The organism is Leclercia sp. UBA1284 (assembly GCF_002308415.1).
In the GTDB taxonomy this organism is placed as follows: Bacteria; Pseudomonadota; Gammaproteobacteria; order Enterobacterales; family Enterobacteriaceae; genus Enterobacter; species Enterobacter pneumoniae.
In genome coordinates this window covers 1818753-1834323 of the sequence record NZ_DBUS01000006.1, presented here as the reverse complement: position 1 = coordinate 1834323, position 15571 = coordinate 1818753, and the positions used below count along the sequence as shown (strand labels likewise).

The window sequence follows — 15571 nt, the reverse complement described above, 5'->3', positions numbered from 1 at the left end:
ACAGTTACCGTCACTATGCGATTAAATATTCCAACGCTACTCACGCTTTTTCGTGTCGTACTTATCCCGTTCTTTGTAGTGGCGTTTTACCTGCCCTTCATTTGGGCGCCATTCGCATGTGCACTTATTTTTCTTGTCGCCGCCGTCACCGACTGGTTTGACGGCTATCTGGCGCGCCGCTGGAATCAGAGCACCCGCTTCGGCGCGTTCCTTGACCCGGTGGCTGATAAAGTGATGGTCGCCATTGCAATGGTACTGGTCGCCGAGCACTATCACAGCTGGTGGGTGACCTTGCCAGCCGCAACCATGATTGCCCGCGAGATTATCATCTCGGCGTTGCGTGAGTGGATGGCTGAGATGGGCAAGCGCAGCAGCGTGGCGGTCTCCTGGATTGGCAAAGTGAAAACCACTGCGCAAATGGCCTCGCTGGTCTGGATGCTGTGGCGTCCGAACGCCTGGGTAGAGTGGGCCGGCATCGGTCTGCTGTGGGTGGCAGCGGTGCTCACGCTCTGGTCTATGTTGCAGTATTTGAACGCCGCACGTGGCGATTTGCTTGAACAGTGATCGTTTCGCCGTAATTTTCAGCAAACGAACAATACTGACGAAAATTAACGTTGACTCAAAACGTCATATAAGTAGAATGCAACGCATCGAACGGCGGCACAGCCAGCCAGTCGATAGCAAAATCAAGTGATTAGCGAATGACTTGATAATTGCGGGAATAGCTCAGTTGGTAGAGCACGACCTTGCCAAGGTCGGGGTCGCGAGTTCGAGTCTCGTTTCCCGCTCCAAATTAAGTGCATCGGCAGTTGCGGATGCCGTCGAAAGACAGAAGATTTAAGGCGCGTTAGCAAAGCGGTTATGTAGCGGATTGCAAATCCGTCTAGTCCGGTTCGACTCCGGAACGCGCCTCCACTTTCTTCCCGAGCCCGGATGGTGGAATCGGTAGACACAAGGGATTTAAAATCCCTCGGCGTTCGCGCTGTGCGAGTTCAAGTCTCGCTCCGGGTACCATGGGATACAAAGAATAATCAAAGCAATAAGCAGTGTCGTGAAACCACCTCCGGGTGGTTTTTTTGTTTTTGTTACACCCCACCCAGATACGCTTTTCTCACCTCCGGGTCCCCTAACAGCGCCTCACCGCTGCCGCTCAGGCGAATCTGCCCGTTAACCATTACATAGCCGCGATCGGACAACTTCAGGGCATGGTGCGCATTCTGTTCAACCAGGAAGATTGTCATCCCGTTGCGGGCCAGCTCGCGCAGCGTCTGGAATATCTGTTTCACCACGATAGGGGCGAGGCCGAGGCTGGGCTCGTCCAGCAGCAATAATTTGGGGCGACTCATTAACGCCCGGGCGATGGCCAGCATCTGCTGTTCGCCGCCGGACATGGTCATGGCCCGCTGTCTACGCCGCTCTTTCAGGCGCGGGAAGAGGTCAAACATGCTTTGCAGATCCTCGGCCGCATACTGATTCCCGACCGGAATGGTGCCCATCAGCAGGTTCTCTTCAACGGTCATATCCGGAAATATGCGCCGTCCTTCCGGTGCCTGAGCGATGCCGCCCGACGCAACGTAGTGTGTAGATTTATGGCTGATATCCTCGCCACAAAAGAGGATCTGCCCCTGACGAATGCGCGGCTGGCCAAAGATGGACATCAACAGCGTCGACTTTCCGGCGCCGTTCGCGCCTATCAGCGCCACGGTCTCCCCCGCATTAACCTGCAGCGACACCTGCCTTAACGCCTGAATCGCGCCGTAGAAAACGTCGACTTCCCGAAACTCCAGCATCGGCAGGCTCATAGATTTACCTCGGATTCATCGGTGCCCAGATACGCAGCAATCACTTTCTCATCATGCTGTATCTGGTCAGGTTTCCCCTGAGCAATCACATCTCCATGGTCCAGAACAATAATATGATCGGAGATTTCCATCACCATCCCCATATCATGCTCAATCAACAGGACCGTAATGTGGTGATGGTCGCGTAAAAAGCGAATGATTTTGCTCAGCGCACGGGTTTCCACCGGGTTTAACCCGGCAGCGGGTTCATCCAGACAGATGAGTTCCGGGCCGGTGCACATGGCGCGCGCGATCTCCAGCCGCCGTTGCTGGCCGTAAGACATCTCACCCGCCAGCCGGTTAGCGCAATCCACCAAATTCACCACCTCCAGCCAGTAAAAGGCCCGGTCCAGCGCCTGGCTCTCAGCCCGGCGGTAAGCAGGGGTATTGAGCACCCCCGCCAGAAGATTGCGGTTAACGCGCATATGCTGCGCGACCAGCAGGTTCTCTACCACTGACATTTCCCGAAACAGGCGAATATTTTGAAAGGTACGCGCCAGTCCGGCGCGGTTGACCAGATGGGTACCACCAAACATTTTAAAGAACAGCCGTTGTCCCAGCTGGGCCGGGTTGATCCAGTCGCCGGGCTGGAACTTCTGCCCCAGCACCTGAATCACATTGGTGGATCTCTGCCGGGTATGAAAGAGAATGTTCCCGCCCGATGCTTTATAAAAACCGGTGAGGCAGTTAAACACGGTGGTTTTTCCGGCGCCGTTGGGGCCGATAAGCGCCGTGATGGATCCGCGCTGCACCTCGAGATTCACGTCATTAAGCGCCTTGATACCACCAAAGTGCATCATCAGGTGCTCCACGCTCAGTATGGTCCCGTTCATGGTGCTACTCCCTTGCGCGGGGCGTAACCGCTGCGGTTGATGCGAATCAGGCCCCGTGGCCGCCAGATCATCATCACCACCATCAGCATGCCAAACAGCAAGACGCGATATTCGGCGAAGCTGCGCAGCAGTTCAGGGGTGACGGTCAGAACAAATGCCGCCAGCACCACACCCAGCGTCGATCCCATCCCACCCAGCACAACAATGGCGAGAATCAGGGCCGACTCAAAGAAGGTAAAGGAGGTGGGGTTGACGAAACCCTGATAGGTGGCGAAAAACACCCCTGCGATCCCGGCAGTCGAGGCGCCGAGCGTAAAGGCAGACAATTTCACCAGCACGTGATTCAACCCCATCGCGCGGCAGGCCACCTCATCTTCGCGCAGCGCTTCCCACGCCCGGCCAATCGGCATGCGGGTCAGCCGATGCTTGACGTACAGAACCAGCATCACCACCAGTATGAGGACGGCATAAATAAAGATGAACTTCAGATTGGGGTTATAGGTGAGGTGGAAAAACTCGTGAAATGGAACGCCGCCATCCTTTGCACGCCGTCCGAACTCCAGGCCAAACAGGGTCGGAGGCGGGGCAGATATACCGTTTGGGCCGCCGGTAAAGCTGAGCCAGTTGTTGAGGATAAGCCGGATAATCTCCCCGAAGCCGAGCGTCACGATGGCGAGATAGTCACCGTGCATCCGCAGTACCGGGAAACCGAGCAGCGCGCCGGCCGCGGCCGCCATCAGCGCCGCCAGCGGCAGCATCGTCCAGAATCCCAGACCCAGATATTGATACCCCAGCGCCAGGCCATAAGCGCCGATGGCGTAAAATGCCACGTAGCCCAGGTCCAGTAGTCCCGCCAGCCCGACCACAATGTTCAGCCCCAGCCCCAACAGGACGTAGATCAACCCGAGGATCGCCACCGTCAGCAGGTACTTGGTTGCGATAAAGGGAAAGCAGAGGGCCAGGGCCAGCAGCAGGGGAATTATCCAGCGCAGGCGGCTTTTATACCCCGGCGGACGAACATAGACCCCGGCGTTGTCGGTGTCGAAGCGCGCTAACAGGCGCTTGCCGGCGGCGGTCATCAGAAAGGCGCTCAGTAAAAATCGCCCCAGCACCACGGTCGCCACAATCCATGCCAGCCGCCGTCCTTCAAAATTAAAGCTGTAGCCATCCAGCACCACGCCGACGATGGGGCCAAAAATAATCAGGGCAATCATACCTGCCAGCAGGCTATCCAGCAGACAGCGCTTCAGTGAGAAATCATCAGCCATTGTTCGTCCCTCACACCTTAGCCACAACTGGGCGGCCGAGCAGTCCCTGAGGACGGAAAATCAGGATCACCACCAGCAAGCCAAACGAGAAGACATCTTTGTAGTCGGAGTTCACCATCCCTGAAAACTGCGCTTCAGCAATCCCAAGAATAAGTCCGCCGAGCATCGCTCCGGGCAGCGAGCCAATCCCCCCCAGTACGGCGGCAGTGAAGGCTTTTATCCCAATCACAAAGCCGGCATAGAAATCAAAGGTGCCGTAGTTCATGGTAATCAATACCCCTGCCAGACCGGCCATCGCGGCGCCAATCACAAACACCAGCGATATGATGCGGTCGGTATTGATACCCAAAATCGAGGCCATCTTACGATCCTGTTGCACCGCCCGGCACATCCGGCCCAGCCGGGTATGGGCGATGATCCAGGTTAACAGCGCCATGCCGGCAAATGAGGCGATCAAAATAAACACTTTGGTATAGGTGATCTGCACAAAGCCTTCGCCAATATGGAAACGCAGGACTCCGTCCAGCATGGTAGGGACCCCTTGCTGGCGCGGCCCCTGGCTAAGCTGGGCATAGTTTTGCAGGATCAATGACATCCCGATGGCAGAGATCAGGGGGGCCAGCCGGGTAGAGTTACGTAGCGGCTTATAGGCAATGCGTTCGATGGTCCAGCCATATACCCCCGTGACCACAATGGTGAAAACCAGCGTGCCGAGGATCAACAAAGGAAAGGACTCCAGCCCAAAGAAGGCGAGGAGGGCGAGACCGATAGCGCACAGATAGGCGGAGATCATATACACCTCGCCGTGGGCGAAGTTGATCATGCCGATAATGCCGTAAACCATGGTATAGCCGATGGCGATTAATCCGTAGACCGAACCCAGCGTCAGGCCATTGACCAGCTGTTGCAAAAAGAATGTACTCATCATCGCGCGCTCGTGTGTCAGGCCGCAGGGTGTGCGGCCCTCTGGTTATCGTGCGTCGACAGAGGTTCCTGCCGACGATGAGCGTGACGCCGTCCCGTTACGGCACTTCCTGGTATTTGCCTTTATCGTCCCACTGGTAGACCACGTAGTCAGAGACCTTCAGGTCGCCTTTCTCGTCCCAGGCCTTTTTACCCATGACCGTTTCCACCGGGTTCGCTTTCAGCCAGGCGCTGGCTTTGGCCGAGTCGGTACCACCGCTGGCCTTAAAGGCGGCGGCAATGGCCTGGATAGAGGCATAGGCGTAGAGGGTGTAGCCTTCAGGTTCAAATTTGGCGGTACGGAACTTCTCGATAACCGCTTTGCCATCCGGAATAAGACGCGGATCTTTGCCAAAGGTCATATAGATGCCATTGGTATATTGCGCGCCACCGGCAGCGGTAACCATCTCCTCATTCACAATACAGTCGCCGGAGAAGAATTTGGCCTGAACCCCTTGCTCGCGCATCTGGCGCACCAGCGGCCCGGCCTCAGGATGACAGCCGCCAAAGAAGACAACGTCTGGCTTTTGCGCGCCAATTTTAGTGACCAGCGCGTTGAAATCTTTCTCACCGCGCGACAGCCCTTCGTACATCACATCCTTCACGCCGCGTTTCGCCAGCGCGGCCTTTGTCGCATCCGCCAGCCCCTGTCCGTAGGTATCTTTGTCGTGAATGATCACCACGCGTTTGGCTTTCAACTTATCGATGATAAAGTCACTCGCCACCTGACCCTGCTGGTCATCGCGCCCGCACATGCGGAACATATCGCTCATGCCGCGTTCAGTTATGAGTGGGTTGGTAGAGCCGGGGGTGATGGCGATGACGCCGGCATCGCTATATACCTCGGAGGCCGGCATGGTCGATGAAGAGCAGAAATGGCCTACCACGGCCTTCACTTTATCCTGATCAACGAGGCGGTTAGCCACGGCAACGGCCTGTTTGGGTTCACAGGCATCATCCCCCTGTACCAGCTTAATCTTCTCGCCGTTGATCCCCCCTGCGGCATTGATATCTTCGGCGGCCTGGGTTGCGCCGTGCCAGTATTGGTCGCCATAGGTTGCGTTCGGGCCGGTAAAGGGCCCGGCCACACCGATAACGATATCTGCCTGGGCGGAAAATGCCGTCACCAGACAACCTGCCAACACCAGCGAAAGAGGACTTCTGATTAGTTTAAGCGACATTATGATGTACCTTTTCTGAGCGGTTTTTGCGCAACCCTGTGTAGCCGAACGCCGGATGGCGCACCCAATACCAACACATTAATGAGAACACAAAGCTCTGAACGACAGACCAGCAAGGCTCTGCTTATGACGGCGAGGTTTCCTGAGGCGAGATCGCCGCGAGGAAAAAATAAGCAAAATTGTTGCCAGGTCGTAATCCCATCGTCTGGGTTCCGACAATTCTGAGTATAGAGCGCCGTTTTACGCCGCCTGAGGCGGCGAGGTGAAATTCCAGCGGGGATCACATCTCATTAACATGAATGCCCGTAAGTTGTGCAACGGTCACGATTTGGGGCCCTGTTAGCCAGGCAAGGTCGTGCGCCCGTAGTGGGGCGTTATGTGTTACGATCGAGGGAATACATTTTTATTCAGGAGTAGCACAATCATGTCCGAAGGCCCATTAAATGCATCCGAAATGGAGTGGCTGGAAGAGACGTTAATGGCTTATGGTCATGACGACGAGTCGATTATGGACGTCTCAGAGCTCGACGGTATGCTGACTGCCGTGCTCTCCGGCCCGGTAGTGGTTGAACCGGATCGCTGGCTGGTGGCCGTATGGGGCGGTGAGAAGAACATTCCACGCTGGAAAAATGAGCGCGAAATGAACCGCTTCATTAACCTCAGCTTTAAGCACATGAACGACATTGCTGAACGGCTGAGCGACTATCCGGATCAGTTTGAGCCGATGTTTGGTTTTAACGAGATGGATGGGCAGGAGTACACCGTGGTGGAAGAGTGGTGCTTCGGCTATATGCGCGGCGTGGCACTCACCGACTGGTCAACCCTGCCAGAGGCGCTGAAAGCCGATCTGGATCTTATTGCTCTGCACGGCTCAGAAGAGAACTTCTCCCGTCTGGATGAGATGACCGAAGAGGCGTTCCACGAAAGCGTAGCGCAGATTCGCCCGGCGGCGCTGCGTCTGTATGCGTACTGGGCAGCGAATCCGCAGCAGCCAGTAAGCCAGCAGCCGGTGATTAATGGCACCAAAGTCGGGCGTAACGATCCCTGTCCGTGTGGCAGCGGTAAGAAGTTTAAAAGCTGCTGCTTACATTAATAAAGTGGGCTTATCGTAAAGATGTAATGCCGACATATTAAGCACGGTGGAATTGTTCCGTTCACCTCATGTTCAGCAGAATATGGCATTACACCACCCGTGAACGTGACAAGGGGGACCGCCGGGTCCCCCTTGTCAATCCCCGCGGCCCCGCGACGAAATCGGTGCTTCGCACTGCGCTCACCTCCCGACCGGCTGCCTGCGGTCGGCTCAACTCGACATCCCTGTCTCGCTTCGCCTCTGGCCGCCATCCCTGGCGTCCAGCCCTTGTCATCCGGTCTCCGGTTCGCCGATTTCAGCGGGGAGTTAACACCCGTGCCCCGTTCAGGCCGCAGAGTGGCCGGAGGGAGGGCACCTTCACTGCAGAGGAACCGACATCAAGCAGAGATGCCCTGGCGAACGGAACCTTTCCACTTTAGTGACATAGAAATTCCGAATTGCTTAACAGATCGGCATTACTCATCACAATGAGCCCTTTTATTTTATCCGGGTTCCGGTAACAGCCCGGCAGCAATAGCCAGCTGCACCAGAATAATGCCAACCCCGCAGGCAAAGACCAGACAGAGCGCCGGTTTCCCGCCTGGCACCCGGTACCCTCCAGCAGCGTGTTGTTTGCGGCTCTGCCATGCCAGCATCGACGGAAGCAGTAGGGCGAGCACCGCCAGCGCGACGCCGGCATACCCCAGCGCCATAACAAATCCGCGCGGATAGAAGAGGGCGAACGCCAGCGGCGGCAGGAAAGTGATGACCCCGGTCTGTATCCGCCCGGCAGCGGACCGGCTACGCTGGAACAGATCGGCAAGGTAATCAAACAGCCCCAGCGCCACCCCCAGGAACGAGGTTGCCAGCGCCAGATCGGCAAACAGATGCACGGCCAGTTCCACGTGCGGTGAGGCAACCACTTCCCGCAGTGCCTGCAGGAAACCGTTCAGCCCGGAATGGTTAGCCATCAGCCCCATAAAGGTAGGCGCGTTAATACTGCCCAGCGTGACCAGCTGCCAGAAAATATAGGCAATCAGCGGAATCGCGCTACCGGTGATAAAAATCCAGCGCAGCTTACGTACGTTGCCATCCATGTAACTGACAATGCTGGGTACGCTACCATGGAAGCCAAATGAGGTAAAAATAACCGGGATAGCCGAAAGCGCTAGCCCCTTTTCCAGCGGTAACGTGAGCAGGTTGACCTGATGAATGTGTGGTACCAGTAAGGCAAGCATGACCACCAGGAAGATAATTTTGGCGGTAAAAAGGAAGCGGTTAAAGAGATCCACCAGGGCGGTACCCACGCAGACCACCGCGCCGCCAATCAGCGTAAAGAAGATCACGCCGGTAGAGGGGGCGATATCCGCACCGAACCAGTCATTAATGCTGGAAGCAATCAGCTCGCCGGCGCCGCTCACGTAGGCCGCCGTCAGGGCATACATCAGGAACATCATGCTAAAGCCGGTAAGCCATTGACCATAGCGGCCAAGATAGCGACCCGCCAGCGAACCCAGGCCGGTATCGGCAGGAACGTGTTGATACACTTCCAGCAGCAACAAGGCGGTGTAACACATTAGCGCCCATAATCCGCCCAGCAACGCCAGCGTAACGCCAAACCCGACTCCTGCAGCCGCCAGCGGCATTGCCAGCATTCCTGCGCCAATCGTCGTTCCGGCGACGATAAAAATACTTCCCAGCGTTCTGTTTTTCACTCTTTCCTCTACAGCATTGCCATACCGCGAACCAATCTGCGGCGCAGAGTAAGGGAAAAGTGCCGCCTCGTCAAACCGGCGTTACATGCTCTGTAATTATTTCTTTACGGAAAAACTCGACGGATATGCTTTCCGGACATTTGCCCAACAAATTTGGTAAATCCATCTACTTCATAAGGGCAATGTTTTCCGGACACAATCGGGCGTAACGTAAACAAATCCCGCAAATAATCAAAAAAATGAGGTAGTGATGACGGACAGCAACCCATTTCAGGCATCCTGGAGCCGCTCAGGTAATTTGCTCTGTCACGGACACTGGACCATCCTCTGGCAAGGGCAGCCCCTGACGTTGCCCGAATCGCGACGCGAAAAAGAGATGGGGACCTGGGGCATCTACTCCATCATTGATCCGGAGGACGAGACCTTTGCGCAGGGTCTGGAAGAAGATGAGTGGATCATTGCAAACGTGGAGTGGCTAACCGACCTCTTTTACGACCAGGGCATACCGCTGGAAAGCCGTTTATACCGCCAGTTTTACCAGGCCGTGAATCGCCATGACTGGCGCTGCACCAGCTGTGCAGGCTGCATGTAAACCTGCGCCAGCGCAAGGCAAGCGTAGGACGAAACGGGTAGGCTGCGGCTTTAATCTGGAGGGTTTATGGCATCGATACACGGTCACGAAGTATTAACCATGATGATAGCATCCGGCGAGCGCTACACCCGGCAGAGCCTGGTGGCGGCCATTATTGCGCGTTTTGGTGATAAGGCACGTTTTCACACCTGTTCAGCCGCGCAGATGACCGCGGCAGAGCTGGTGGCCTTTCTGGCCGAGAAAGGGAAATTTATTCCGCTGGAGGCGGGGTTCACAACAGACGAAAGTAAGATATGTAAGCACTGAAAATAATAACGGCGCCCATTGAAGGCGCCGCGGAATAATTATTTCTGTGCGTCGAGCGTTGCCAGCTCTTTATCAATAAAGTACAGACCTTCGCCCGATTTACCCGCCAGCGACAGTTTATCGAGAACAGATTTAAACAGTTTCTCTTCTTCGTGTTGTTCCGCGACATACCACTGCAGGAAATTAAAGGTGGGATAATCCTGGCCGATCATAGCAGAGTGAACCAGCTCATTAATTTTTTGGGTGATCAGTTGCTCGTGTTCATAGGTGGCACGGAACAATTCGTCCAGTGAGCCATATTCAGCGACGGGCGAGGCGACCGGTGCGATGCGTGGCAGGCTGCCGGTATCGGTCAGGTAATCGAACAGGCGCTGCATGTGCGTCATCTCTTCCTGAGCGTGGCGGCGCAGGAAAGCCGCAGCGCCTTCAAAGCTTTGGTAACTACACCAGGCGCTCATCTGTTGATAAAGCAGAGAGGAGAAAAGCTCCAGATTCATTTGCTCATTCAGCTTGTCGATCATTTCAGGTTTAAGCATGGTGTCGCTCCGTTTTATTATTCATTGGTCAACGCGAACGCCACTATAATTTGTTATTTATGTATTTGCAAAAGTTAAAATAAATAATTAAATGATCATAATACGAATGGGAATAACACGCATTGAGGCTTATTAAATTATATTAATGAGAATTATTCTGTTTCGTGTTTAATAGAAATATTGCCAGCCGGGTAAACTGGCAATCAGATTAATAATAAGCGGGGGCCGTCACCGGATTTGGGGCAAAGCCCTGACACTGATACTGAATGGTCACCGTTTCGTTCAGGCACAGCGAGCCGCTAATCACGCTACAGGTTTTAACCGGCTGTCCGTAAGCCATGGCCGTGTTATAGCCCATCGCCTGGCATTCGCGGGTGGCGGTGCCGTTTGTCACATAAGCGTCGTAGCGGGCATTTTGCAGTGCGGCCTGACCGTAATTCATCCAGACGAGGCCCTGCGGCACATCGACGCGACTCACTTCCGCCTGCCGGGTTACGCTACATCCCGTCAGCAATAAGAGCAGGGCACTAAGGCATACTTTCTTCATGGAACACTCTGCATGAGGTGAAATAGCTTATCCTACCGTGACCCTGCGCGCGCAATGGCCTGAATAGCCGGGGTTTATCCCCTTTCTTTACCCATAGTTAATCGGCCATGCTGTCGAAGATGGCCTGAAACGCCAGATGGTGACGGCGAAATAACTGAACCAGCATGGGATCGAAATGGCGTCCGTTGCCTGCGAGGATCACCTCGCAGGCCTCTTCATGGCTGAAAGCGGGCTTATAAATCCGCTTCTGACGAAGGGCGTCGTAGACGTCCGCCAGCGCCAGAATACGCGCCTCTACTGGAATCTCCTCGCCGCGTAGCCCCTGCGGATAGCCACTGCCATCCCACTTCTCATGATGGAAGTGGATCATGTTTTCCGCCACGGGCCCCAGTCCCAGCCCCTGAATAACGCGCCAGCCCTTCAGCACGTGCAGTTTCATTTCGCTGAACTCTTCCGGGGTGAGTTTGCCCTGTTTACGCAGAATACGATCGGGCACCGCAATTTTGCCGACGTCGTGGAGTGAGGCGAAGTGTTCGATATCGTGGACAGTACGACGGGGCAGGCCCAGTTCACGAGCCATCATCCCGCAATATTTCGCCACCCGCTGAATATGGCTGCCGGTTTCGTCATCGTGTGCGCGGTTGACCTTCTCCAGCGCCTGCACGATATTGCGATTGACCAGCCGGTTTTTCTGCATGTGCCGCCACATCATCACCAGCATCCCGAGGCTGAATAGCGAGGCGATAAGCAGTATTACGCTGATCATCTTCCAGCTGTTTTTCGTCAGCTCCGGTAAGGTATCCGGTTTTTCCTGCCGTTCGAGCTGCGTGCGGAAACTGGAGAGCCGCTGTACCTGGCTCAGCAGATTATGCAGCGGATGGTCGGGGGCGACCCAGGGACCGATCTCGAACTCTGACCGGGTTACCCCTGCCACTTTGAGCACGCCGCGGAACAGTTCATTTCCGCGAAGGGCGGACTCCAGCGTACTGAGGTCCCCGAGAATATAATCTATCTCTTTATCTTCTATGGCAGCGATCAACTGGTCGACAGAGGCGCGGTTAACGATCGTCACGTCCTCGCCGAAGCGACGTTGCAGATAGGTTTGAGCAAAGGAGCCCGTGAGTACCCCGATACGCTGGTTACGGATACTCTCTTCATCCCACAAAAAGGGGTGGCCGATAAGATTGTAATACGCATTGTGCCAGGGAATGGTGGGCCCAATCTGCCCCTGGGTGAGATTATCACCTTTCGACTCAGTGATATTGAGTAGCCGCACCGGCCACTGCTGCTTTCGCAGGGCAGTTGCGTAATCATCGATAAACTGCACGTCCACTTTCATCCCCAGCAGTTCGCGCATGTCGTTAATCATATTGAGGGCGATGCCATGATAACCCTGACCCTCTCTCCAGATCACCGGGGCGTAGTTCTCATTTTTAGGCAGCCAGACCTGTAAATGATGCTGCTGTAACCAGTCGCGCTCGGCCTCAGACAGCGTGATACGGCTCAGGAGATAATCGCGTTTACTCTCTTCGAGCAGGTGGCGCATCTTTCCGCTACGAAACCATTCGCTAATTAACGTGTTGACCTGCTCCCGTAACGGGCGCAGATCGGGGCTGAAGGCCATGACCACCGGAATTCGAAGTTCGGGGAAGGGGCGGGAGATAACATAATAGCGGGCCGTATTCTCCATCTCGCTGGCGTCGTTAACGTAAAAATCGGCTTTATTCTCGCTCAACAGTCGAAACGCTTCATCGCTGCTGGCCACCTCGCGCAGAGAGCGGAAGGTGAGATCGGGATAGCGCTGTTTCACGCTTGCCAGGGTAGCGTCGTTTTCACGAAACAGGACGCGGGCATGGCGTAACGGCTCCAGCGTACTAATCTGCTGTGTCTGGCTGGCAGCTACCACTTCATTATCAAATAGCCGGGAGGAGAGGAGTTTGGTGCGGGCTCGCTGTTCTGTGCGCAAGACGCCCACATAAACTCCATAAGCGTCGGTATTAAAACGCTGGCCAATTTCACTGCCGGAAATCGGACGGAGTTGCAGATTGAGGTTAAAACGTTGATTAAGGGCGGAAACGAGTATGGGATAAAACCCGCGCGCCTCACCCTGCGGCGTGTGCCAGAATTCGAAGCTGTCCGCATTGTAGATCCAGACCGGCACTGCGTCAGCGGCAGGCTCTGAGCTGGCAAGTAGCCAGGGGGTCCATAATGTCGTCATAAACAGGATGGCGACACGCAAAGCGGTAAAACGAAGCGTCGGGCGGCGCAAATTCACAGTTAAACCTCGAACTGATGGTTTGTCGTCTTTTTCTTGCAGTCTAGTCAAAAGAAGAGCAGGGCGACTAAGCTTTTTTTCAGGTTGTGAATCCATGCAGCAAAACGGTTAAAGGACGAAACTGTGAGCCCATCTTTATTTTTTAAAACTATTTTTCAGTTAATTTGAAAGTCTGTTTGCTAAGTAGTAAGGTTGAAAAGGTTAGCTATTCACCGCGGGAAAGCCCGCCACGCATTCAGGAGATGAAGAATGAAAATTGCACTGATGATGGAAAACAGCCAGGCGAGCAAAAACGCCATCATCCTCAATGAATTAAACGCCGTTGCCGATGAGAAAGGTTTCCCGGTGTTTAACGTCGGCATGAGCGATGAGCAAGATCACCATCTGACCTATATTCACCTCGGTATCATGGCGAGCATCCTGCTCAACTCCAAAGCAGTTGATTTTGTTATCGCCGGCTGCGGCACTGGCCAGGGTGCACTGATGTCCCTGAACATCCATCCGGGGGTGAACTGCGGCTACTGCATCGATCCGGCAGATGCGTTCCTGTTTGCACAGATTAACAACGGTAACGCGCTGGCGCTGCCTTTTGCGAAAGGCTTCGGCTGGGGTGCAGAGCTGAACGTGCGCTTTATCTTTGAAAAAGCCTTCACGGGGCGTAAAGGCGAAGGCTATCCACCAGAGCGTAAAGAGCCGCAGGTGCGTAATGCCGGCATTCTTAACCAGGTGAAAGCGGCGGTGGTCAAAGAGAACTATCTCGACACGCTGCGCGCCATCGATCCGGAACTGGTGAAAACCGCAGTAACGGGTCAGCGCTTCCAGCAGTGCTTCTTTGAAAACTGCCAGGATAAAGAGATCGAAGCCTTTGTTCGCGGTATTGTTGGCTAATTTGTAGGTAGTAATAAAAAGCCAGCAGCAGCTGGCTTTTTTTATGCCTGCTTACCCGAGACGGCGCTACCGGCGTTTTTCGTCAGCCGCAGCGTATCGAACATGCCTGCCAGGCAGATCAGCGCAATCACCACAAACGCCAGCCGGAAGCTAATGCCGGGCAGCGCGTTAATCTCCAGCATCTCGCTAAAAAGCTCGCCAATGCGGATCCCGATTGCGCCAAGCGTGATGCCCAGCCCCACGGCCAGTTGGGTAGCGGTCGAGAAGAGGGTGTTGGCATAGCTCATTTGTGGTGAAGGGACATCTGCAAAGGCGAGGGTGCTAATTGCGGTAAACTGCACTGAACGAAACACGCCGCCGAGATAGAGAATCAGCATAATAAGCCAGACGGGCGTCTCGGGGGTCAACAAGGCACAGGCTAACAGCGCCAGGACGTTCAGCGTCCCGTTGATGAGCAGCAATTTTTTGAATCCTAGCGTGCGAATCAGCGGCGTGGTTGCCGGTTTGATGGTCAGGTTACCGACGAATACCGCCAGCACCAAGAGTCCTGAGTGAAACGCATCCATTCCAAACCCCACCTGAAACAGCAGCGGCAGCAGAAACGGCACCGCGCTGATAGAGGCGCGGAATAATGAGCCACCGTACATTGTGACGCGAAACGTCGGCACCTGCATAGCATCGAGGCGGATCATGGGCCATGGTGCCCGCAGGAAGTGGCGCAGAGCCCACACCAGCGTGACGGTGCCGAGTGCCAGCAAACCCAGGGTCAACGCCAGGTCAATCTGCCCGACGCCCAGCGACTCCATGGCATAGACCAGGCTTACCATCGCAATGGCGGTGGCGATAAAGCCTGGCGTGTCAAACGGGCGGCGGGCCTCCTCGCGAATATCGGGAATAATGCGCAGGGCCAGGGCGATAGCTATCAAGCCCAGCGGCACATTGATAAAGAAGATCCAGCGCCAGTTGGCATAGCTGGTAATAAAGCCTCCGAGCGGAGGTCCGATAATGGGGGCCACCAGCGCAGGCCAGGTGAGGGTGGCGATAGCGGTAATGAGCTGATGTTTTGGCGTAGTGCGCAGTACGGCCAGTCGTCCGACCGGTACCATCAAGGCGCCGCCCATCCCCTGCAAAATACGCATGGCGACAAATTGATCGACGCTATTGGCCAGCCCGCAAAATACCGAGGCAAGGGTGAAAATGGCTAACGCAAGCGCAAAGACTTTGCGTGCGCCAAAGCGGTCTGCAATCCAGCCGCTGGCCGGAATGAGCACGGCCAGGGTAATCAGATAGGCGCTAATGCCAATGTTAAGATCAACCGCCTGAACACCAAAGCTTTTGGCCATATCGGGAAGCGCCGTGGCGATCACGGTGCCATCGAGAAACTCCATAAAGAAGGCGCCGGCAACCAACAGCGCGGCGGGCGAGAGCCCACCGGAGGCTTTACCGGTATTGTTTTCTGCCATTTGTCCTCTGCCACTAAAAAAATTTTAAATTTTACTGAGATTTGTTTAATTTTAATCTCATGTTTTTGCTTAAATTTTTGGTCAAATGCGC

The 15571-nt window shown here is 55.0% G+C and carries 15 protein-coding genes and 3 tRNA genes; 8 read left to right on the top strand and 10 right to left on the bottom strand.

From position 1 onward, the window contains the following. Positions 1-15 precede the first annotated feature (15 nt). The 4 genes from pgsA to B3511_RS12060 all read left to right on the top strand — a co-directional run bounded on the left by pgsA (position 16) and on the right by B3511_RS12060 (position 1014). Positions 16-564 carry a CDP-diacylglycerol--glycerol-3-phosphate 3-phosphatidyltransferase gene (pgsA, locus tag B3511_RS12075; protein ID WP_040075055.1) on the top strand — a complete coding sequence of 183 codons (549 nt, stop codon included), beginning with the start codon at positions 16-18 and terminating at the stop codon, positions 562-564. 151 nt (positions 565-715) lie between these two features. Then, a tRNA-Gly gene (locus tag B3511_RS12070) sits at positions 716-791 on the top strand. A gap of 50 nt (positions 792-841) precedes the next feature. Next, a tRNA-Cys gene (locus B3511_RS12065) sits at positions 842-915 on the top strand. A gap of 12 nt (positions 916-927) precedes the next feature. Beyond that, a tRNA-Leu gene (locus B3511_RS12060) sits at positions 928-1014 on the top strand. Positions 1015-1085: 71 nt separating this feature from the next. Here B3511_RS12060 and B3511_RS12055 read toward each other — a convergent pair. From B3511_RS12055 to B3511_RS12035, 5 genes are all read right to left on the bottom strand, one after another. Continuing rightward, positions 1086-1802, bottom strand: a complete 717-nt coding sequence (locus B3511_RS12055; protein WP_040075056.1) for an ABC transporter ATP-binding protein — start codon at positions 1800-1802, stop codon at positions 1086-1088. Then, the gene (locus B3511_RS12050; RefSeq protein WP_286782522.1) at positions 1799-2674 is read right to left on the bottom strand and encodes an ATP-binding cassette domain-containing protein; all 876 of its coding nucleotides are present in this window, start codon (positions 2672-2674) and stop codon (positions 1799-1801) included. The genes B3511_RS12055 and B3511_RS12050 overlap by 4 nt, the downstream gene beginning before the upstream one ends. After that, positions 2671-3942: a high-affinity branched-chain amino acid ABC transporter permease LivM gene (gene livM / locus B3511_RS12045; RefSeq protein ID WP_040075058.1), complete on the bottom strand. Its 1272-nt coding sequence runs from the start codon at positions 3940-3942 to the stop codon at positions 2671-2673. Before livM ends, B3511_RS12050 begins: the two co-directional genes overlap by 4 nt. Before the next feature lie 10 nt (positions 3943-3952). Then, complete coding sequence (locus B3511_RS12040; RefSeq protein ID WP_040078459.1) at positions 3953-4867, bottom strand: ABC transporter permease subunit; 915 nt, start codon at positions 4865-4867, stop codon at positions 3953-3955. A 97-nt stretch (positions 4868-4964) separates the two neighbouring features. After that, the gene (locus B3511_RS12035) at positions 4965-6086 is read right to left on the bottom strand and encodes a branched-chain amino acid ABC transporter substrate-binding protein (RefSeq protein WP_286782519.1); all 1122 of its coding nucleotides are present in this window, start codon (positions 6084-6086) and stop codon (positions 4965-4967) included. 424 nt (positions 6087-6510) lie between these two features. Between B3511_RS12035 and B3511_RS12030 the strand changes: the two genes are divergently transcribed. Further along, the gene (locus B3511_RS12030; protein ID WP_286782517.1) at positions 6511-7179 is read left to right on the top strand and encodes a YecA family protein; all 669 of its coding nucleotides are present in this window, start codon (positions 6511-6513) and stop codon (positions 7177-7179) included. Positions 7180-7661: 482 nt separating this feature from the next. Here B3511_RS12030 and tyrP read toward each other — a convergent pair whose 3' ends face one another. After that, positions 7662-8873 carry a tyrosine transporter TyrP gene (gene tyrP, locus B3511_RS12025; RefSeq protein WP_286782516.1) on the bottom strand — a complete coding sequence of 404 codons (1212 nt, stop codon included), beginning with the start codon at positions 8871-8873 and terminating at the stop codon, positions 7662-7664. A 250-nt stretch (positions 8874-9123) separates the two neighbouring features. Between tyrP and B3511_RS12020 the strand changes: the two genes are divergently transcribed. Both B3511_RS12020 and B3511_RS12015 read left to right on the top strand, forming a co-directional pair. Beyond that, positions 9124-9465, top strand: a complete 342-nt coding sequence (locus B3511_RS12020; protein ID WP_286782514.1) for a hypothetical protein — start codon at positions 9124-9126, stop codon at positions 9463-9465. Positions 9466-9531: 66 nt separating this feature from the next. Further along, the gene (locus B3511_RS12015; RefSeq protein ID WP_286782512.1) at positions 9532-9771 is read left to right on the top strand and encodes a YecH family metal-binding protein; all 240 of its coding nucleotides are present in this window, start codon (positions 9532-9534) and stop codon (positions 9769-9771) included. Between the two features lie 38 nt (positions 9772-9809). Here the strand turns inward: B3511_RS12015 and ftnA are convergent, their stop codons facing one another. From ftnA to B3511_RS12000, 3 genes are all read right to left on the bottom strand, one after another. Continuing rightward, entirely contained in the window at positions 9810-10307 is a 498-nt protein-coding gene (gene ftnA / locus B3511_RS12010) for a non-heme ferritin (protein ID WP_286782510.1), read from the bottom strand. A gap of 208 nt (positions 10308-10515) precedes the next feature. Continuing rightward, positions 10516-10854, bottom strand: a complete 339-nt coding sequence (yecR, locus tag B3511_RS12005; RefSeq protein ID WP_040075065.1) for a YecR family lipoprotein — start codon at positions 10852-10854, stop codon at positions 10516-10518. A 97-nt stretch (positions 10855-10951) separates the two neighbouring features. After that, complete coding sequence (locus B3511_RS12000) at positions 10952-13129, bottom strand: HD domain-containing phosphohydrolase (protein ID WP_286782508.1); 2178 nt, start codon at positions 13127-13129, stop codon at positions 10952-10954. A gap of 249 nt (positions 13130-13378) precedes the next feature. On the opposite strand from B3511_RS12000, the gene B3511_RS11995 reads away from it, so the two are divergent. Further along, the gene (locus B3511_RS11995) at positions 13379-14017 is read left to right on the top strand and encodes an RpiB/LacA/LacB family sugar-phosphate isomerase (protein ID WP_286782506.1); all 639 of its coding nucleotides are present in this window, start codon (positions 13379-13381) and stop codon (positions 14015-14017) included. Between the two features lie 41 nt (positions 14018-14058). Here B3511_RS11995 and B3511_RS11990 read toward each other — a convergent pair whose 3' ends face one another. Next, positions 14059-15480, bottom strand: coding sequence for an MFS transporter (locus tag B3511_RS11990; RefSeq protein ID WP_286782504.1), 1422 nt, complete (start codon positions 15478-15480; stop codon positions 14059-14061). Positions 15481-15571: the final 91 nt, after the last annotated feature.

Bases quoted from the DNA above. Each gene is read 5' to 3' on its own strand.
- pgsA (WP_040075055.1), top strand. From the start codon at position 16: ATGCGATTAAATATTCCAACGCTACTCACGCTTTTTCGTGTCGTACTT.
- B3511_RS12055 (WP_040075056.1), bottom strand. From the start codon at position 1,802: ATGAGCCTGCCGATGCTGGAGTTTCGGGAAGTCGACGTTTTCTACGGC.
- B3511_RS12050 (WP_286782522.1), bottom strand. From the start codon at position 2,674: ATGAACGGGACCATACTGAGCGTGGAGCACCTGATGATGCACTTTGGT.
- livM (WP_040075058.1), bottom strand. From the start codon at position 3,942: ATGGCTGATGATTTCTCACTGAAGCGCTGTCTGCTGGATAGCCTGCTG.
- B3511_RS12040 (WP_040078459.1), bottom strand. From the start codon at position 4,867: ATGAGTACATTCTTTTTGCAACAGCTGGTCAATGGCCTGACGCTGGGT.
- B3511_RS12035 (WP_286782519.1), bottom strand. From the start codon at position 6,086: ATGTCGCTTAAACTAATCAGAAGTCCTCTTTCGCTGGTGTTGGCAGGT.
- B3511_RS12030 (WP_286782517.1), top strand. From the start codon at position 6,511: ATGTCCGAAGGCCCATTAAATGCATCCGAAATGGAGTGGCTGGAAGAG.
- B3511_RS12020 (WP_286782514.1), top strand. From the start codon at position 9,124: ATGACGGACAGCAACCCATTTCAGGCATCCTGGAGCCGCTCAGGTAAT.
- B3511_RS12015 (WP_286782512.1), top strand. From the start codon at position 9,532: ATGGCATCGATACACGGTCACGAAGTATTAACCATGATGATAGCATCC.
- ftnA (WP_286782510.1), bottom strand. From the start codon at position 10,307: ATGCTTAAACCTGAAATGATCGACAAGCTGAATGAGCAAATGAATCTG.
- yecR (WP_040075065.1), bottom strand. From the start codon at position 10,854: ATGAAGAAAGTATGCCTTAGTGCCCTGCTCTTATTGCTGACGGGATGT.
- B3511_RS11995 (WP_286782506.1), top strand. From the start codon at position 13,379: ATGAAAATTGCACTGATGATGGAAAACAGCCAGGCGAGCAAAAACGCC.
- B3511_RS11990 (WP_286782504.1), bottom strand. From the start codon at position 15,480: ATGGCAGAAAACAATACCGGTAAAGCCTCCGGTGGGCTCTCGCCCGCC.